Source organism: Pseudomonas yamanorum, from assembly GCF_900105735.1.
In the GTDB taxonomy this organism is placed as follows: domain Bacteria; phylum Pseudomonadota; class Gammaproteobacteria; order Pseudomonadales; family Pseudomonadaceae; genus Aquipseudomonas; species Aquipseudomonas yamanorum.
Genome location: NZ_LT629793.1, coordinates 3,084,574 through 3,103,338 on the forward strand (window position 1 = coordinate 3,084,574; position 18,765 = coordinate 3,103,338).

At 61.0% G+C, this 18,765-nt stretch carries 18 protein-coding genes; 12 read left to right on the forward strand and 6 right to left on the reverse strand.

All coding sequences use genetic code 11. The annotated features are described in order from the left end of the window. Positions 1 to 72 precede the first annotated feature (72 nt). The 7 genes from rfbB to BLU46_RS14650 are packed head-to-tail and all read left to right on the forward strand — an operon-like array spanning position 73 to position 7,157. On the forward strand, positions 73 to 1,155 hold the full coding sequence (rfbB, locus tag BLU46_RS14620; RefSeq protein ID WP_093202813.1) for a dTDP-glucose 4,6-dehydratase: 1,083 nt from the start codon (positions 73 to 75) through the stop codon (positions 1,153 to 1,155). Next, complete coding sequence (gene rfbA / locus BLU46_RS14625) at positions 1,152 to 2,027, forward strand: glucose-1-phosphate thymidylyltransferase RfbA (RefSeq protein WP_093202817.1); 876 nt, start codon at positions 1,152 to 1,154, stop codon at positions 2,025 to 2,027. The genes rfbB and rfbA overlap by 4 nt, the downstream gene beginning before the upstream one ends. Further along, the gene (rfbC, locus tag BLU46_RS14630) at positions 2,024 to 2,569 is read left to right on the forward strand and encodes a dTDP-4-dehydrorhamnose 3,5-epimerase (protein WP_093202821.1); all 546 of its coding nucleotides are present in this window, start codon (positions 2,024 to 2,026) and stop codon (positions 2,567 to 2,569) included. Before rfbA ends, rfbC begins: the two co-directional genes overlap by 4 nt. Beyond that, positions 2,566 to 3,447, forward strand: a complete 882-nt coding sequence (gene rfbD / locus BLU46_RS14635; RefSeq protein ID WP_093202826.1) for a dTDP-4-dehydrorhamnose reductase — start codon at positions 2,566 to 2,568, stop codon at positions 3,445 to 3,447. The genes rfbC and rfbD overlap by 4 nt, the downstream gene beginning before the upstream one ends. A gap of 36 nt (positions 3,448 to 3,483) precedes the next feature. Next, on the forward strand, positions 3,484 to 5,292 hold the full coding sequence (locus BLU46_RS14640) for a sensor histidine kinase (protein WP_063033573.1): 1,809 nt from the start codon (positions 3,484 to 3,486) through the stop codon (positions 5,290 to 5,292). After that, a complete protein-coding gene (locus tag BLU46_RS14645; RefSeq protein ID WP_063033574.1) occupies positions 5,289 to 6,674 on the forward strand; it encodes a sigma-54-dependent transcriptional regulator in 1,386 nt (461 codons plus the stop codon). Before BLU46_RS14640 ends, BLU46_RS14645 begins: the two co-directional genes overlap by 4 nt. Positions 6,675 to 6,701: 27 nt before the next feature. Continuing rightward, positions 6,702 to 7,157, forward strand: a complete 456-nt coding sequence (locus BLU46_RS14650; RefSeq protein ID WP_093202830.1) for a YiiD C-terminal domain-containing protein — start codon at positions 6,702 to 6,704, stop codon at positions 7,155 to 7,157. A 113-nt stretch (positions 7,158 to 7,270) separates the two neighbouring features. On the opposite strand, the gene cysQ is transcribed toward BLU46_RS14650, so the two are convergent. Then, on the reverse strand, positions 7,271 to 8,107 hold the full coding sequence (gene cysQ, locus BLU46_RS14655; RefSeq protein WP_017478129.1) for a 3'(2'),5'-bisphosphate nucleotidase CysQ: 837 nt from the start codon (positions 8,105 to 8,107) through the stop codon (positions 7,271 to 7,273). After that, positions 8,104 to 8,670, reverse strand: coding sequence for an ADP compounds hydrolase NudE (gene nudE / locus BLU46_RS14660; RefSeq protein ID WP_003213218.1), 567 nt, complete (start codon positions 8,668 to 8,670; stop codon positions 8,104 to 8,106). Before nudE ends, cysQ begins: the two co-directional genes overlap by 4 nt. A gap of 87 nt (positions 8,671 to 8,757) precedes the next feature. On the opposite strand from nudE, the gene yrfG reads away from it, so the two are divergent. After that, positions 8,758 to 9,420, forward strand: a complete 663-nt coding sequence (gene yrfG, locus BLU46_RS14665; RefSeq protein ID WP_063033576.1) for a GMP/IMP nucleotidase — start codon at positions 8,758 to 8,760, stop codon at positions 9,418 to 9,420. 120 nt (positions 9,421 to 9,540) lie between these two features. Here yrfG and lysM read toward each other — a convergent pair whose 3' ends face one another. Further along, positions 9,541 to 9,981: a peptidoglycan-binding protein LysM gene (gene lysM, locus BLU46_RS14670; protein ID WP_010168967.1), complete on the reverse strand. Its 441-nt coding sequence runs from the start codon at positions 9,979 to 9,981 to the stop codon at positions 9,541 to 9,543. 130 nt (positions 9,982 to 10,111) lie between these two features. Here lysM and BLU46_RS14675 point away from each other — a divergent pair, with 130 nt between their 5' ends. The 4 genes from BLU46_RS14675 to BLU46_RS14695 all read left to right on the forward strand — a co-directional run bounded on the left by BLU46_RS14675 (position 10,112) and on the right by BLU46_RS14695 (position 15,084). Then, on the forward strand, positions 10,112 to 10,999 hold the full coding sequence (locus BLU46_RS14675; RefSeq protein WP_017478126.1) for a LysR family transcriptional regulator: 888 nt from the start codon (positions 10,112 to 10,114) through the stop codon (positions 10,997 to 10,999). 95 nt (positions 11,000 to 11,094) lie between these two features. Next, a complete protein-coding gene (gene fdhD, locus BLU46_RS14680) occupies positions 11,095 to 11,934 on the forward strand; it encodes a formate dehydrogenase accessory sulfurtransferase FdhD (RefSeq protein ID WP_017478125.1) in 840 nt (279 codons plus the stop codon). Beyond that, complete coding sequence (locus BLU46_RS14685; RefSeq protein WP_063033578.1) at positions 11,931 to 14,279, forward strand: FdhF/YdeP family oxidoreductase; 2,349 nt, start codon at positions 11,931 to 11,933, stop codon at positions 14,277 to 14,279. Before fdhD ends, BLU46_RS14685 begins: the two co-directional genes overlap by 4 nt. A 322-nt stretch (positions 14,280 to 14,601) precedes the next feature. Continuing rightward, a complete protein-coding gene (locus tag BLU46_RS14695; RefSeq protein WP_008435777.1) occupies positions 14,602 to 15,084 on the forward strand; it encodes a glycine zipper domain-containing protein in 483 nt (160 codons plus the stop codon). A gap of 180 nt (positions 15,085 to 15,264) precedes the next feature. Here BLU46_RS14695 and BLU46_RS14700 read toward each other — a convergent pair whose 3' ends face one another. The 3 genes from BLU46_RS14700 to BLU46_RS14710 form a co-directional block, all read right to left on the reverse strand. Further along, the gene (locus tag BLU46_RS14700) at positions 15,265 to 15,696 is read right to left on the reverse strand and encodes an acyl-CoA thioesterase (RefSeq protein ID WP_093202841.1); all 432 of its coding nucleotides are present in this window, start codon (positions 15,694 to 15,696) and stop codon (positions 15,265 to 15,267) included. Between the two features lie 60 nt (positions 15,697 to 15,756). Continuing rightward, entirely contained in the window at positions 15,757 to 16,614 is an 858-nt protein-coding gene (locus BLU46_RS14705) for a M15 family metallopeptidase (RefSeq protein ID WP_093202846.1), read from the reverse strand. Between the two features lie 114 nt (positions 16,615 to 16,728). Beyond that, a complete protein-coding gene (locus tag BLU46_RS14710; RefSeq protein ID WP_093202851.1) occupies positions 16,729 to 18,666 on the reverse strand; it encodes a RecQ family ATP-dependent DNA helicase in 1,938 nt (645 codons plus the stop codon). Between the last annotated feature and the right edge of the window lie 99 nt (positions 18,667 to 18,765).

The window sequence follows — 18,765 nt, forward strand, 5'->3', positions numbered from 1 at the left end:
GCACCGTCTCGCGCCACAACTCAAGCTATGCTCCATTCGCTTAATGTCCGTCTAAGGAAAAGGGCTTCCGACATGCGCATTCTCATCACCGGCGGCGCCGGATTCATCGGTTCCGCTCTGATCCGGCACCTGATTCAACACACCGAGCACGAAGTGCTCAACCTGGACAAACTCACCTATGCAGGCAACCTCGAGTCGCTGACCAGCGTCGCGAACAACAGCCGCTATGAGTTCGTCCAGGCCGACATCATCGACCAGGCCACCGTCAGCGCCGTGCTGGCGCGCTTTGAGCCCGACGCGATCATGCACCTGGCGGCCGAGTCCCATGTGGACCGTTCCATCGACGGCCCATCGGATTTTATCCAGACCAACATCGTTGGCACCTACAGCTTGCTGGAGGCTGCGCGCGGCTATTGGCAGAAGCTGGAAGAGCCGGCCAAAAGCGCCTTCCGCTTCCACCACATTTCCACCGATGAAGTGTATGGCGACCTGCATGGCGTCGATGACCTGTTCACCGAAACCACGCCTTACGCGCCCAGCTCGCCGTACTCCGCGAGCAAGGCCGCGTCCGATCACCTGGTACGCGCCTGGCAGCGAACTTATGGCCTGCCGGTATTGCTGACCAACTGCTCGAACAACTACGGGCCGTTCCACTTCCCCGAGAAGCTGATCCCGCTGGTGATCCTCAATGCCCTGGCCGGTAAACCGTTGCCGGTATATGGCGATGGCCTGCAAGTGCGCGACTGGTTGTTCGTCGAAGACCACGCCCGCGCGCTGTTCAAAGTGGTGACTGAAGGTGTGGTAGGCGAGACCTACAACATCGGCGGCCATAACGAGCAGAAGAATATCGACGTGGTGCGCAGCATCTGCGGCCTGTTGGAAGAGCTGGCCCCTCAGCGTCCGGCCGGCGTTGAAAAATTTACCGACCTGATCACCTTCGTCAAGGATCGTCCGGGCCACGACCAGCGCTACGCGATCGATGCCAGCAAGATCGAACGCGAACTGGGCTGGGTGCCTGAAGAAACCTTTGAAACCGGCCTGCGCAAAACCGTGCAGTGGTACCTCGATAATCTGGAATGGTGCCGCAGGGTCCAGGACGGCAGTTATCAGGGCGAACGATTGGGCAACACTGACGTTAAGGATTTGATCGCATGATGAAGGGAATCGTATTGGCCGGTGGCTCCGGCACTCGTTTGCACCCTATTACCTTGGGCGTATCCAAGCAGCTGTTGCCGGTGTATGACAAGCCGATGATCTACTATCCGATCTCGGTGCTGATGCTGGCCGGGATCAAGGACATTCTGCTGATTTCCACCCCGGTGGACTTGCCGCAATACCGCAATCTGTTGGGCGACGGCAGCCAGTTTGGTGTGCGCTTCACCTATGCAGAGCAGCCGTCCCCGGACGGCCTGGCCCAGGCGTTTTTGATTGGCGAAGAGTTTATCGGTGATGATCCGGTGTGCTTGATCCTGGGCGACAACATCTTCCACGGCCAACACTTCGGCGACCAACTGCGCACGGCTGCTGAGCGCCCGTCCGGTGCCACGGTGTTCGGTTACTGGGTCAAGGATCCAGAGCGTTTCGGCGTGATTGATTTCGACAGCGAGGGCCGCGCGCTTTCCATCGAGGAAAAACCCGCCAAGCCGAAGTCGAGCTACGCGGTGACCGGCCTGTATTTCTACGATAATGATGTGATCAAGATCGCCAAGGCGGTCAAGCCATCGCCACGGGGCGAATTGGAGATCACCGACGTCAATAACGCCTATCTCCAGCGCGGTGACCTGCATGTGGAACGCTTCGGTCGTGGCTTTGCCTGGCTCGACACCGGCACCCACGACAGCCTGCTGGAAGCCTCGACGTACGTGCAGACCATCGAGCACCGCCAAGGTCTGAAAGTGGCGTGCCTGGAAGAAATCGCTTACGAGAACGGCTGGATCGACCGTGATCACTTGCTGGAACGGGCCAAATATTTTGGCAAAACCGGCTATGGTCAATACTTGTTCACTCTCGCTGGGGAAACTAAATGAATGTAACCGCCACTGAACTGCCCGGTGTCTTGATCATCGAGCCGAAGGTTTTTGGCGATGAACGCGGCTTTTTTTATGAAAGTTTCAACGCTCGGGCTTTCGCCCAGGCGACTGGTTTGCAACAAGAGTTCGTGCAGGACAACCACTCGCGCTCGCAAAAAGGTGTGCTGCGTGGCCTGCACTATCAGGTCGAGCACGCCCAGGGCAAACTGGTGCGTGTAACGGCTGGTGAAGTGCTGGACGTGGCGGTGGATATCCGCCGCAGCTCACCGAACTTCGGCAAATGGGCGAGCGCACGCTTGTCCGCCGAGAATAATCGCCAGCTGTGGATTCCACCGGGATTTGCCCATGGTTTTGTGGTGCTCAGCGACTACGCCGAGTTCCTTTATAAAACTACGGATTACTACACACCCTCGGCAGAACGGTGCATTCGCTGGGACGACCAGGACCTCAACATCGACTGGCAACTGACCAGCGCGCCTACCTTGTCCAGCAAGGACCAGAACGGCATGAGCCTCAAAGAAGCCGACCTGTTCCCATGAGCAGCCCGTTGAAAATCCTCATCAGCGGCCAACACGGCCAGGTCTCCCGGGAGCTGCAACAGCGCCTCCAGGGCCTGGGCGAGTTGATCGTGCTGGGCCGAGACCAGCTGGACCTGACCCATCCCGAGCAGATCCGCCAGCAAGTGCAGGCCCATCGCCCCGGCCTGATCATCAATGCCGCCGCCCACACGGCGGTGGATCAAGCCGAGAGCGAACCGGACGTGGCCTTCGCCATCAACGCCACCGCGCCCGGCGTTTTCGCCGAGGAAGCCAAGGCACTGGGCATCCCGCTGATCCACTACTCCACCGACTATGTATTCGACGGCAGCAAGGCTGTGCCCTACAACGAGGGCGACGCCACCCACCCGCTGGGCGTCTACGGCGCAAGCAAGCTGGCCGGTGAACAGGCGATCGCCGCAGTCGGCGGTGAACACCTGATTCTGCGCACCAGTTGGGTCTACTCGACCCACGGCAAGAACTTCCTGCTGACCATGCAGCGCTTGCTGCAGGAAAAGCCGCAGATGCGCATCGTCGCCGACCAGATCGGCGCGCCAACCTGGGCCGGGACCATCGCCAACAGCACCCGTGCCTTGATCGAACGCTGGCAAGCAGGCCAGGCAGGGGACTGGGGTGTCTATCACCTGACCGCCCAAGGCGAGACCTCGTGGTTCGGTTTTGCCCAGGCCATCGGCGAGCAACTACGGGCCAGCGGCCGTGCCTGCGCCGAGCTGGAACCGATTCCGTCCAGCGACTATCCGACCCCGGCCAAGCGACCGTTGAACTCGCGCCTCGATTGCAGCCGCCTGCAACAGCAGTGGCACGTCTCGCAACCGCAGTGGCACGACGCATTGCGCGAGTGTCTTGCCGAGCAGCACTAGGCATAATGCGCCTGTACCCACAGGCGCATGACTCCCATGACTCCACCCCTTCCACGAAGACCCCGCTGGCGCAGCCTGGCGTTGCTGGCGCTGTGCCTGGCACCGTTGTTGTGGCCGCTGGAGCACCTGGCCGAGCGTTATTACCGCAGCGAACTGGCCGGTCAGAACCGTCAGACGCTGGACCTGTACGTCGCCAACCTGCTGGGCACCCTGCACCGCTACGAAGTGTTGCCACAAATTCTCGGCGACCTGCCGGCCCTGCGCACCGCCATCGATGCGCCCCAGGTCAGCACCAACCTGGTCAACGCCAACCACCTGCTCAAGGACGTCGCCGCCCAGGCCGGGGTGGAAGTGATGTACCTGATGGACACCACCGGCAAGACCCTCGCCGCGTCCAACTGGGACAAGCAGGACAGCTTCGTCGGGCGTAATTTTTCCTTTCGCCCGTACTTCAGCGAAGCCATGGCCGGGCGCCTGGGACGCTTCTTCGGACTGGGTACCACCTCGGCCAAGCGCGGCTACTTCTTCGCCGCCGCCGTGCGCAATGGCGACAGGATCATCGGCGTGCTGGTGGTCAAGGTCGACCTGGACCACACCGAAAGCCTGTGGGGCAACACACCGGAACAACTGCTGGTGACCGACCATAACGGCGTGGTGATCCTCACCTCGCGCCCGCAATGGCGATTCCGCGCCACCCGGCCGCTGACGGACGAAGAACGCCGCGCCATCATCGCCATCCAGCCCTATCCGACCCGCGACCCGCAGCCGCTGAGCCTCAGCCCGACGGCGTGGGTGCGCCAATCCACGGACATCGCCGAAACCGGCTGGAAAGTCGAGATTCTCGCGCCCCGTACCTTGATCAGCCGCCCGGTGCGTACCGTGGTCGCGGTGGGTGGCGCCGCCCTGCTGGTGCTGATGCTGTTGCTCGGCCTGATAATGCAGCGCCGTCGTCACTACCTGGAACGCATCGCCTTCGAAGCCAAGGCCCGTCGCGAGCTGGAGATGCGCGTGATCGAGCGGACCAGCGACCTGGAAGGCCTCAACCGGCGCTTGAAACAGGAAGTGCTGGAACGTGAACATGCCCAGCAGGAACTGGTGCGCGCCCAGGATGACTTGGTGCAGGCCGGCAAATTGTCGGCGCTGGGTACCATGTCGGCGAGTATCAGCCATGAACTCAACCAGCCCCTGGCGGCGATTCGCAGCTACGCGGAAAACGCCGGGATCCTGCTGGACCACCAACGCACCGACGACGCCCGTGGCAACCTCAAGCTGATCAGCGAGTTGACCGGGCGCATGGCCTCGATCATCGCCCACTTGCGCGCCTTCGCCCGACGCGACCGCCACGCACCGGAAAGTGTGGCCCTGCAACCGGCCCTGGACGATGCCCTGGCGCTGCTGGCCAAGCGCAGGCGGTCCATGGAAGTCGAGTTGATCCGCGATTTGCCCGAAGCCACCTTGTGGGTCGCAGCCGGCGAAACCCGCCTGCGCCAGGTGCTGGGCAACCTACTGGCCAACGCTTTGGACGCCCTGACCGAAAAAGGCCCGCCGCGCAAACTCTGGTTGAGTGCCCAAACCACCGAACAGGGCGTCAACCTGTACATTCGCGACAACGGCCCGGGGTTCTGTATGGAAGCCTTGGGCCGCGCCAGCGAGCCCTTCTACACCACCAAGACCCGCACCCAGGGCCTGGGGTTGGGCCTGGCGATCTGCGACACCCTGATGCGCGCCTTTGGCGGTGAACTGTTGTTCGCCAACCACAAGGAAGGCGGCGCGCTGTTAACCTTGAAACTGCGCGCCGGAGCACCGGGTGTCAGTCTGCAACCGTCCGAGGACCGCAGTGTATGAGTATCGATAACCAGATTCAGGTGGTGTTGATCGACGATGATCCACACCTGCGTCAGGCCCTGTGCCAGACCCTGGACCTGGCCGGGCTGAAGGTCCTGACTCTCGGCGAAGCCCAAGGCTTGACCGCGCGCCTGTCCCGGGACTGGCCGGGGGTTGTGGTGAGCGACATCCGCATGCCCGGCATGGACGGCCTGGAACTGTTGAGGGAGCTCCACGCCCAGGACCCGGAACTGCCGGTGCTGCTGATTACCGGCCACGGCGACGTGCCACTGGCGGTGCAAGCGATGCGTACCGGCGCCTATGACTTCCTGGAAAAACCTTTCGCCAGCGACGCCCTGCTCGACAGCGTGCGCCGTGCCTTGGCCTTGCGCCGTTTGGTGCTGGACAACCGCAGCCTGCGCCTGGCCTTGAGCGACCGCCAACAATTGAGCACCCGCTTGGTGGGGCACTCCCCGCAAATGCTGCGCCTGCGCGAACAGATTGGTGCTTTGGCGGCGACCAAGGCTGACGTGTTGATCCTCGGCGAGACCGGCGCCGGCAAAGAGGTGGTGGCCCGTGCGCTGCACGATCTGTCGAACCGGCGCACCGGCCCGTTTGTGGCGATCAACGCCGGCGCACTGGCCGAGTCGGTGGTGGAAAGCGAGTTGTTTGGCCATGAGCCAGGTGCCTTCACCGGCGCCCAGAAGCGGCGCATCGGCAAATTCGAATTCGCCAATGGCGGCACGCTGTTTCTCGACGAAATCGAAAGCATGAGCCTGGATGTGCAGGTCAAGCTGCTGCGACTGTTGCAGGAGCGCGTGGTGGAACGTCTTGGCGGCAATCAGCTGATCCCGCTGGATATCCGCATCATCGCCGCCACCAAGGAAGACCTGCGCCAAGCTGCCGACCAGGGGCGATTCCGGGCCGACTTGTATTACCGCCTCAACGTCGCGCCGTTGCGCATTCCGCCGCTGCGTGAGCGGGGCGAGGATGCGTTGATGCTGTTCCAGCACTTTGCAGACGAAGCCAGCACCCGTCATGGGCTACCGATGAAAGAGCTGCAACCGGGGCAACGCGCGCTGCTGCTGCGTCACAGCTGGCCGGGCAATGTGCGCGAGCTGCAAAACGCCGCCGAGCGTTTCGCCCTGGGCCTTGAGCTGGCGCTGGACAGCACCTCGGACAGCCCTTCAGCCAGTCTCCTGACCAGCACGCCCGGGGGTTTGAGCGAACAGGTTGAGCAGTTTGAAAAAAGCCTGATCGCCGCAGAGCTGGCACGCACCCACAACTCCATGCGCAGTCTTGCCGAAGCCCTCGGTGTGCCGCGTAAAACCCTGCACGACAAACTGCGCAAGCACGGACTGAATTTCGCTGACAGCGGCAACAGTCACGCTGACGACGAATGACCCTTTTCCACCTGCCACGAGGCCACCATGAGTCGCGATAGCCGTTACCTGGAGTCGATCCTTCACCACGACATTCCCTTGACCCGGGAAATGGGCCTCAAGGTTATCGACTGGCAGGACCGGCGACTGCAACTGCACTTGCCGCTGGACGCCAACATCAACCACAAGAGCACCATGTTTGGTGGCAGCCTGTATTGCGGCGCCGTGCTTGCGGGTTGGGGTTGGTTGCATTTGCAGTTGCGTGAGGAAGGGATCGAAGACGGGCACATCGTGATTCAGGAAGGGCAGATCAGTTATCCGCTGCCGGTGACTACCGATGCGACGGCGATTTGCCAGGCACCGGATGACAAGGTGTGGAAGCGGTTTTTGGCAACCTATAAACGGTATGGCCGGGCGCGCTTGGCGCTGGAGACATGGATCGTCAACGAGGGCAGTGAAGAGCGAGCCGTGGCCTTTACCGGGCAGTACGTCCTGCACACATAACAAATGTGGGAGCGGGCTTGCTCGCGAAAGCGGTGGATCAGCCAATACATCTGGTGACTGACACACTGCCTTCGCGAGCAAGCCCGCTCCCACACTTTTGATCGGCGCTGTGTTTAAGAACGGGCCAGAGTCAGCAACCGCTCACGCCATTCAGCCTTGGCCGGCAGTGCCAAAAAGAACGGATTCAACAGCGATTCCCGCGCCGGATAACTGAACGGCTGCCCATTCAATTCCAGCACTTCACCGCCCGCCCCTTCCAGTACGCCCTGCGCCGCGGCGGTGTCCCACTGCGAGGTCGGCGCCAGACGCGGGTAGCAATCGGCGCTGCCTTCGGCCAACAGGCAAAACTTCAATGAACTGCCGATATTCGCCAGCTTCAACTCACCCAATCCGGCGCTCAAGCCAGCGAGCAAGCGGTCCTGTTCAGGGCTCGTGTGGCGACGACTGGCAACCACGGTAAACGCTTCACCCGTCGCCGGTGTCTGGCGCACCTGGATTTGCTTGGGCGCAGCGCCCACATCGGAACGCCAGGCACCCAGACCGGCACCACCGAAGTAGCACCGACCGCTGGTGGGCATCGACACTACGCCGAACACCACGCGGCCTTTTTCGATCAAGGCAATGTTGACGGTGAACTCCTCGCTGCCGGAGATGAACTCCTTGGTGCCATCCAGCGGGTCCACCAGCCACCAGCGCTGCCAACCGGCACGCACGCTCTGGTCAATGTCGGCGTCTTCCTCCGAGAGCACCGGAATGCTCGGGTCCAGGGCAGTAAGCCCGGCGAGGATCAAGTGATGGGCAGCCAGATCGGCGGCGGTGACCGGTGAATCATCGGTCTTGGTGGTCACGGCAACATCGGCGCGCCAATACGGCAGGATGACTTCACCGGCCTGGCGGGCCAATTCGATCACGGGGGCAATAAACGGGTGACCCAGGAACAGTTCGCTCATGGCTGGAACGCCCCGCGTTGAGTCAACAGGTCGCGCACCAGATACAGCGCCGCCAAGGCACGGCCCTCGCTGAACTGCTCGTTCTGCGCCAACTGCGAGAGCTCCCGCAGGTTGACCCGGTCGACACGCATGGGCTCCGGCTCGTCGCCTTCCAGGCGTTCTTCATACAGTTCGGTGGCCAGCACCACCTGGATTTTCTGGCTCATGTAGCCGGGGGACAGCGACAGCTCGGTGATGTGTTCCAACTGTCGGGCGCCAAAACCGGCTTCTTCCTTGAGCTCACGGTCTGCTGCCGCCAACACGTCTTCGCCCGGTTCGATCAAGCCCTTGGGCAGTGACAGCTCATACTCGTCGGTGCCGCCGCAATATTCTTCGATCAGCAACGCATGGTCCGAGTCGATCATCGCCACAATCATCACCGCGCCATAACCGGCCCCCCTGCCCACCAGGCGCTCGTAGGTCCGCTCCACGCCATTGGAAAAGCGCAATTGCACTTCCTCCACGCGGAACAAACGGCTACTGGCGACTATTTCGCGGGCGAGGACGGTGGGTTTCTGGCGCATGAGCGGCTCCTTGGCGTGATCGGGTTACTATACCGTGGCTTTTCCGATTGTCTGTGTCGGATATCTTTTCTTACATGAGTGTTCTTTATGCCTCCATTGCCCTGGCACGCCATCGACACCGTCCTGCTGGACATGGACGGCACCTTGCTCGACCTGCACTTCGACAACCATTTCTGGATGGAGCACCTGCCCCAGCGCTATGCCGAGTTGCATGGTGTGAGCCGGGCCATGGCCGAGATGGAGTTGCAACCACTGTTCGAGCGTAACGCCGGACAGTTGCAATGGTATTGCCTGGATTTCTGGAGCGCCGAACTCAAGATCCCGGTGCGCGAACTCAAGCTGGAAACCGCGCACCTGATCGCCTTGCGCCCGGATGCCGATACGTTCCTGGCGGCGATCAAACAGGCCGGCAAGCGGGTGATCCTGATCACCAACGCCCATCGGGATTCGCTGTCGTTGAAGCTAGAACGCATCGAGTTGGCGCCTTATTTCGAGCGACTGATCAGTTCCCATGATTATGGTTTTGCCAAGGAAAACCCACAGTTCTGGGACGCCCTGCACGCCGACATCGCCTTCGACCCGGCCCGCAGCCTGTTTATCGACGACACCTTGCCAATCCTGCGCAGCGCCCGGGCCTTTGGCGTGGGGCACTTGCTGGCGGTGAAGGAACCGGACAGCCGGAAGGGGCCCAAGGACACGGCGGAGTTTGCAGCGGTTGGGGATTACCGGGAATTGATCGTAGGTTTGTAACAACGCTGAAGATCCAATGGGGGAGCGGGCTTGCTCGCGAATACGGTGTTTCAGCCACTGAATATATTGACTGATCCACCGCTTTCGCGAGCAAGCCCGCTCCCACATTTGGTCCGCGTATTACTCAGGAATACGCAGCGTCTGCCCTGGGTAGATTTTGTCCGGATGGGACAGCAGCGGCTTGTTGGCCTCGAAGATTTTGTTGTACTGGTTGGCGTTGCCATACACCGCCAGCGAAATCGCACTCAGGGTGTCGCCCTTTTTCACCACTACAAAGCGGGCGGCAGCGACAACCGGACCGGAAACAGTGATCTGGTCATCAACACTCGCAACGCCGGCGATGTTGCCCAGCGCCAGCAATATCTTCTCTTTCTCTTCCTGGCTGGCGACTTCACCTGTCACGGTCACCTTGTCACCGTCGACGGTGGTTTGCACATTGGGGTTACCCAACCCGACCTTGGCCACGTGATCCTTTAACTGCTCGCTCGCGTTGGCATTACCCGGCGTCAACAGATCAATCAGCTTCTCGCCCGCTTCCTTAACAAAGCTAAAAATACTCATGGTGCGCTCTCCTTGGGATTTAATTTCCAGATGCCAAAGACTAGACCAGTCCTACAGAATTGGGTTCCAGCCTGACCAAAGACCCAAACACGCTAGAATCCCACCGCATTGGAATAAGCCCGGAGCGAAGATGGACATCAAACAGCTGAAATTCCTCATCGCCCTCGACGAAACCCGTCACTTCGGCCAGGCGGCGGCGCGCTGCCACATTACCCAGCCGACCCTGTCGATGCGCCTGCGCAGCCTGGAAGAAGAGCTGCAGCTGCCGCTGGTCAATCGCGGCCAGCGCTTCGAAGGCTTTACCGCCCCCGGCGAACGCGTGCTGGCCTGGGCGCGCACGGTGCTGGCGGCCTATGACGGTTTGCAAGCCGAGGCCGCTGCTTGTCGCGGCAACCTGGTGGGTACCTTGCGCCTGGGGGTGGTGCCGTTGTCGAGTTTCGATCCACTGGCATTGATGCAGAAGCTGCACAAGGAACACCCGAGCCTGCGCTTTGAGTTGTCCGCGTTAAGCTCCGAGCAAATCCTCGAACAACTGGCGAGCAATCGCCTGGACCTCGGCGTGTCGTACCTCGAACGCCTGGACGCCGAGCGTTTCGACTCCCTGGCCCTAGGCGAAACCCGCATGGGCCTGCTGTACGACCAACGGTTCTTCAGCTTCGGTGACAAGCCGTTGAGCTGGGAAGCGCTGATCGAACTGCCGTTGGGCATGCTCACCAGCGGCATGCACTTTCGCCAGTCCATCGACCACAACTTCCACAGCCGTGGCCTCAACCCGCAGCCGCTGTTGCAGACCGATGCCGTCCATCAATTGTTACAAGCTGTGCACGGCGGCCTGTGTTGCGCGGTGATGCCACTGGACGGCGGCCTCGATGCCCTCACCGAGCACCTGCGCCTGCAACCCATTGAAGACGCTCACACGCTGGCCCGCCTGGGGCTGATCATGCGCCGCAGTGCGCCCCGCTCCGCGCTGGCAGAAGCCTGTTTTGCGCTGTACCAGAAATCGCTGCTCGAACCTTGATCGACGTCATCTATCGGTAGATCAGTACTGACGATTAGACGCGACCCTTTGTCGCGCCTAGTCTTACAGCTGAATACTTCCGGTGGTAATGCCCAATGAACGCCCAGCGCCCAGTCTGCGCGGCGCCCGCCCTCGAAACGCCCGCGCCCGCCGCCAGCCAGAGCTACCAGTTTTGTAATCTCGAACACACCGAATCGGCCAGCACCGCGCTCGCCGAGGAAGTGGCGTTGGCGATTGCTTATAACGACATCAGCCAGGCGGTGATGCTGGTAACGCCGACCGACCTTGAAGACTTCATTGTCGGCTTCAGCATCGGTAGCGGCATTATCGAAGACGTTAGCGACATTTATGACCTGAAAATCAGCGGCTCGGGTTCGACCCAATACGCCCAGGTGCAGATTTCCAGCCGCGCCTTCTGGAATATGAAGCAGCAGCGCCGGCAACTGGCTGGCACCAGCGGCTGTGGACTGTGCGGCGTAGAAGCCGTGGAGCAAGCGCTGCCCGACCTCAAGGTGCTGCCCGGCGCGCCCCTGCCGCCCGCCGAATGGCTGGACGGCCTGCGCCAGCGCATCAGCGCGTTCCAACCGTTGGGCCAGTACAGCGGCGCGGTGCACGCGGCAGTGTTCATGAACAATCAGGGCGAATTGCTGCTGGGCCGTGAAGACATCGGCCGGCATAACGCCCTCGACAAGCTGATCGGCGCGTTGATCCGCCAAAAGATCCCGACCGACGGTGGCCTGGCGATTGTTACCAGTCGCTGCAGCCTCGAACTGATCCAGAAAGTATTGCGCGCTGGCATCCAGACCCTGGTCAGCCTGTCGTCGCCCACCGGCCTGGCGCTGCAATGGGCCCGCCGGCACAACCTCAATCTCATCCACCTGCCGCAGAAAAGTGCGCCGCGGGTCTATAGCCCTGCGATGGAGAATCAAGCGTGAGCACTCATCATCAAGCCGACGACAAACCTACCCCGCGCTACAAGCCCTACAAAGGCCCGGCCGGTGGCTGGGGCGCACTGATCAGCGTGGCGCAAGCCTGGCTGACCAGCGACAACGCGCTGAAAAACATCCGCATGATGCTCAAGACCAACCAGAACGGCGGCTTCGACTGCCCGGGCTGCGCCTGGGGTGATTCGCCGGAAAGCGGCATGGTCAAGTTCTGCGAGAACGGCGCCAAGGCAGTCAACTGGGAAGCCACCAAGCGCCGGGTCGATGCGGCCTTCTTCGCCAAGCACAGCGTCAGCGCGCTGCTGGAGCAGAGCGACTACTGGCTGGAATATCAGGGCCGCCTGACCGAGCCGATGAGCTATGACGCCGAAACCGATCGCTACAAACCCATCAGTTGGGAGTCGGCTTTCGACCTGATCGGCAAGCACCTCAATGCGCTGCCAAACCCGGACATGGCCGAGTTCTATACCTCGGGCCGGGCCAGCAACGAGGCGGCTTATCTGTATCAACTGTTCGTGCGTGCCTACGGCACCAACAACTTCCCGGACTGCTCGAACATGTGCCACGAAGCCAGCGGCGTCGCCCTGGCGCAAAGCGTGGGCGTGGGCAAAGGCACCGTAACCTTCGATGACTTCGAGCATGCAGACGCGATTTTCGTCTGGGGCCAGAACCCCGGCACCAACCACCCACGCATGCTGGAGCCACTGCGCGAAGCGGTAAAACGCGGCGCCCAGGTGGTGTGCATCAACCCGCTGAAAGAGCGTGGCCTGGAACGTTTCCAGCACCCGCAACACCCGCTGGAAATGCTCACCAACGGTGACAAGCCAACCAACACAGCCTACTTCCGCCCGGCGCTGGGTGGCGACATGGCCATTCTACGGGGCATGGCCAAATTCCTGCTGCTGTGGGAACGCCAGGCCCAAGCCGAAGGCAAAGAGGCCGTGTTCGACCACGACTTCCTTAATGAACACACCGCCAACGTGCTGGATTACCTGGGCAAGATCGACGACACCTCATGGGATGAGATCGTCGAGCAGTCCGGCCTGACCCTGGTGGAGATCGAGCAAGCGGCGCGCATGTACGCCAAAGGCAAGAACGTGATCATGTGCTGGGCGATGGGCATCACCCAACATCGCCACTCGGTGCCGACCATCCAGGAAATCGCCAACCTGATGCTGCTGCGCGGCAACATCGGCCGCCCGGGCGCAGGCCTGTGCCCGGTGCGTGGCCACAGTAACGTGCAGGGCGACCGCACCATGGGCATCAACGAACGGCCACCGGTGGCGTTCCTCGACTCCCTGGAGCGTCGCTTCCAGTTCCAGGTACCGCGGGACAATGGCCACAACGTGGTGGAAGCAATTCACGCCATGCTCGAAGGCCGCTCCAAGGTATTTATCGGCCTGGGTGGCAACTTTGCCCAAGCCACGCCGGACAGCCCGCGCACCTTTGAAGCACTGCGCAATTGCGACCTGACCGTACAGATCAGCACCAAGCTCAACCGCAGCCACCTGATGCACGGCAAGGACGCGTTGATCCTGCCGTGCCTGGGCCGTACCGACATCGACATCCAGGCCGAAGGCCCGCAAGCGGTGACCGTGGAAGACTCCTTCAGCATGGTCCATGCCTCCAACGGCCAGCTGCAGCCATTGTCGAAACAGATGAAATCCGAGCCTGCGATTCTGGCGGGCATTGCCGCCGCTACATTGGGCAGTAAGCCGGTGGACTGGAACTGGCTGGTGGCCGATTACGACCGCATTCGCGACCTGATCGCCGACACCATTCCAGGCTTCAAGGACTTCAACGAACGCCTGAAAAACCCGGGCGGTTTCTACCTGGGCAACTCGGCCGGTGCACGTCGCTGGAACACCCCGTCGGGCCGTGCCAACTTCCGCCCGAATATCCTGCCCAAGGACCTGGTGCACGAACGCACCCGCAACACCGGGCAATTGCCAGACCTGATCATGCAGTCGATGCGCTCCCACGATCAGTACAACACCACGATTTATGGCCTGGACGACCGCTATCGCGGGGTCAAGGGCCAGCGGGATGTGTTGTTCGTCAACGAAGCCGACATCATCCGCCTGGGCTTCAAGCCGGGGCAGAAGGCCGATATCGTGTCGATCTGGGATGACGGCCGTGAGCGCCGGGTGAAGGGCTTTACCTTGCTGGCGTTTGATATTCCGGCGGGCCAGGCTGCGGCTTATTACCCGGAAGTGAATCCGCTGGTGCCGCTGGAAAGCACTGGGGATGGCAGCCATACGCCAACCTCGAAGTTTGTGGCGATCCGCCTGGAAGCAGCGAGTGCAACCGGCTTGATCATGGCGAAGTCGGCCTAAGCGACACCTCATTGTGGCGAGGGAGCTTGCTCCCGTTCGGGTGCGTAGCGCCCGTAGAAATTTTGCGGCCGCTGCGCAACCCAACGGGAGCAAGCTCCCTCGCCACAGACAGCACCCGAGTTTTTTACAGGCACAAAAAAGGCCGCTTTTGCATAAAAGCGGCCGTTCCGAAGTAACTAAAGACTCGCAAATACAACTTAAGTTCCCCATAAAAAACAGCAACTTAGAGAATTGTATACAACTCATACCACTGGTCGGGTTTCGATTGTCACCGTCTCGATACAACCTCAGGATCGCGCCGTCATCCTCTTGAGGTTCCTCTATGAAGTTCTCCTCGATTCTCTTGTTGTCCCTTGGCCTGGTCAGTGGCGCAGCCATGGCCGGTGGCACCACCGAAGCCGGTGTGGGCGGCGCATTGGGCGGGGTTCTAGGTTCGGTCGTAGGTCAGCAACTGGGCGGTAACACCGGTTCAGCCATCGGTGCGGCTCTTGGCGGCGCAGGCGGCAGTGCGGTCGGCGCAGACAAGCGCAGCCGCGGCGAAGCTGCCATTGGCGGCGCATTGGGCGCAGCCGGCGGTAACGTTGTAGGCCGCAGTGTCGGCGGCAGCACCGGCAGCCTGATCGGCGCAGCCGCCGGCGGTGGCGCTGGTGGCGCGCTGGGCAACTACATGGGCAACAAGAGCGATGACGATGATCGTCGTTACCGCGGGCGCGATAACCGCCGCTATGACCGCGACGACCATCGCGGGCGCGGCCATGCTTATGGGCATCGCAAGAACAAGCATCACTATCGCCACCACCGGTAACACGCGAATCGAAAGAACACAGCGGATTTAATGTGGGAGCGGCGGTGCGACGATTCGACTTGCTCGCGAAAGCGCTGGGTCAGTCGCCGGATGTATTGGCTGATCCGCCGCCTTCGCGAGCAAGTCGAATCGTCGCACCGCCGCTCCCACATTTGATTTTCATTGTTTCGCAGATCGTATTCAGACCACCAATCGCTGTAACGCGTCGCGCAATATCCCCGGAATCGCCACCGGCTGGTTCGACGCCCGATCCACAAACACATGCACAAACCTCCCCGCTGCGCAGGCATCGTCTTCTCCCGCCTTGAACACCGCCAGCTCATACTGCACCGAACTGTTGCCCAACTTGCCCACCCGCAGGCCGATCTCAATGCGGTCCGGAAAGGCAATCGAGGCGAAATAGTCGCACGCCGAACTCACCACAAACCCAACCACTTCGCCATCATGAATATCCAACCCGCCCTGCTCGATCAGGTAGGTATTCACCGCCGTGTCGAAGAAGCTGTAGTAGGTGACGTTATTCACATGGCCATATACATCGTTGTCGTGCCAGCGCGTGATGATCGGCTGGAAGTGGCGGTAATCGGCGCGTTGTGGCATGGCGTTGGTCATCGGTAAAACCCGGGCAAGAAGAGGCTCTCTTGATACTGGGTTCAAGCATGACCCGCAAGCCTAGGTTGGGCTTTGCTCAATCGTTTGCTGGACGCACGCCATACGCCTGAGTGTTTGATCCGTCTCGGCCGATTGCTGCAGGCACTGGTGATAGGCGCTGATATAGGCCTCGACTGCGGCGCTGGCCTGCTGTGGCGTAACACGCGCCAGATACTCCACGAACGAACGCCGGCCGATCTGGAAATGTTGGTAATCCAGCGGAAAATCCCAATAGCCACCCCAGGTCAAAAAGCCGTGTTCGGCAAACAGGTCAATCACCTCTTCCGCCCGCCCCGGGCGCGCCGGCTTGCCGGGGCGAGCATCCAGGCGATTAACGGCAGTCGCGGTACTTGCCTTGGGCTCAACAGTGGCCTGGCCGGTGAATTCACCTCGCGGGTTACGCCCGAACAAAACGAATGGGTTTTGCAGAGGGTTAAGGTCAATTGCGGCGCCGTAGGCGTGCAGCGACCACCCCGAAGCGCCACTGACCTGTCGCCCATTAAAACCACTGGTATTGTTGCGGGCCATCGAGACCTTGTCATTGCCTCGATAGGTTTCCAGCCTGACCGCCTGATGCACCGGGAACCGACGTTGCAGCAACTGCCTGAAGATTTCCTCCACATGGGGCGCGATGGCATCCAACACCACTAGCTGCCCGTTGTTATGCAGCACTCCGCCAAAGTCCACGTAGCTGAACGTCACCCGCGCCAGGCGGGCGCAGGGCAACGGATTGGTGGCGGTGATGGTGTGGCGAAGCTGCATCTGCCGACAGTCATTCACGCTCAACGGGATGACCGAGGCCAGCGTGCCTTGTGCGACCAGCAACCCGGCGAGCAGCAAGACACCGGGGACAACACCACGAGAAAATCCAAAAGCCATGGGCAATTCCTTTGCAGAAGAAGTGGAGCATCAAACCTTCTCACCTGCGGGCACGGTCCGACTGTCGGCGGCGTCTGCCACTGGAAGGGAAAGCGCGACCTTCCAGACCGGAAATCAGAGTGCCTCCAACCCTGCCTCCGCCCATTCACGAACCTCTGCATAGGGATACTCCTCCAGTACCGCGAAACCTGGAATCCCTCGTGCCTTCAGCTTGGTAAACAACGGCACGCTGAGACCGCATAAAAACCGTGTCAGCCGCTCCGCGCTTGGCAAGTCGCCGCTGTACTCATGGTGGCTGTGGATAAATTCGCCGCAAAGCGCGAGAAAGTTTTTATCCACAAGCGGCGGCAAGCTCGGCGGCGCCGGCAAGTGGGCGACGTTACCGTGGCATACCGAGCAGTGCCCGCACTGCCGGGGCGCGTTTTCATCACCGAAGTAATGCGCCAGGCGGTAACCCAGGCACTCCTGTGTCGCGAACAGATCCAGCATGGCGTGAATCCGTGCCACCTCCGTCACCTCATGCTGCTTGAAGCCTGTGTATAACTCCGTGCTCAGCGCCTGTGGATCGAAGTCGGTATTCAGCAGGGCGTAGACCTCGGTCATCTGCCGGCTTTCCATCTCGATCAGGCCTTGTTCCTGAAAGTAATCCAGGGCCTTCACCACCCGGCTGCGCTCGGCCTGGTGCTGTTGATACAGCGCGTCGAAGTCCACCGTCGCCCAGGTTTTCGCCCGTTTGCAGACCTCGATAATCGCTGCGACAAACTGCTGCCGCTCGCCGGTAAAACGCGCCAGCAATGCCTCTGGTTCAATCAAATACTTGAAGCGGTATTCGGCGTAAAACGCATAGCGCGGCGCGATCACACCCTTGAGCTCAAGCTGCACGAGCAAGGTCTTCAGCGGTAGTTCACGGATGTTGCTGTGGTCCGACAGTGACCGGAGCATAAACTCCCACTGTCCATCGGCTCGGACCGCCTGTATTTCCTCCAGGACTCGGCGAATACCTTCCTGTTCCGGCGTATCGCCGTACACAAAGTTTTCCAGGATATTCAGGCTGTCGCGGTTGGCCAGAACCAGACACTCAGACGGCTGCCCATCACGCCCGGCACGGCCGATTTCCTGGCTGTAGTTCTCGATGGATTTGGGCAGGTCGAAGTGCACCACGTTGCGGATATCGCTTTTGTCGATGCCCATGCCGAAGGCAATGGTGGCGACGATGCAGTTGGACTGCCCGCCCATGAATCGCTTCTGAATGGCTTCCCGCTTATCGTGAGCCAGGCCCGCGTGATAAGCCTCGGCCTGGATTCCATTGCGATTCAAATGCTCGGCAATCTGCTCCGCGGTTTTTTGCAGCGTGACGTAGACGATGCTTGGCTGATTGGCTCGCTCCTGCATCCACGTCACCAGCCGTCGTCGCTTGTCCTGGCCACTGACGGGCTCAACCAGCAGGTTGAGGTTGGAGCGGTAGAACCCGGTGGTGATCACATCGTCAGGTGCAATGGCGAACTTGGCCTGCATGTCAGCGATCACCTTGGGCGTCGCCGTGGCGGTCAGCAGCAGCGCCTGGGGGATGCGGAACTGGCGTTGGTAATCCGGCAGCTTCAGGTAGTCCGGGCGAAAGTTATGGCCCCATTCGGAAATACAGTGAGCCTCATCCACCACCAGCAGCGAGATCGGCACGCTTTGCAGGAAGTTGCGAAAGCGCTCGTTCTTCAAGCGCTCCACGGAAACCATCAGGATCTTCAGCTCGCCCGAACGCGCCCGGGCCATGACGTCATTGGCATCATCGCGGCTCTGGGCCGAGTCGATGCTGCCCGCCGAGATACCGTGGCGCTGCAGGAAACCCAACTGGTCCTGCATCAGCGCCAGCAACGGCGACACCACCAGCGTCAGGTGCGGCAGCAACACGGCGGAAAGTTGATAACACAGGGACTTGCCGGAACCGGTGGGGAAAATCGCCGCCGCCGAACGACCGGCCAGCACGGCACTGACCACCGCCTCCTGGCCCAAACGAAACTGTGGATAACCAAAGACCTGTTGGAGGGTGTTGTGCATAAGCTGTCACTCCATTGACCGCTGAACGAGCCCAAAACATAGACCAGCGCATTCAGCGAATCGAGAAAGGTCGCAAGGAAAAAAGAGTCTGGATGATAC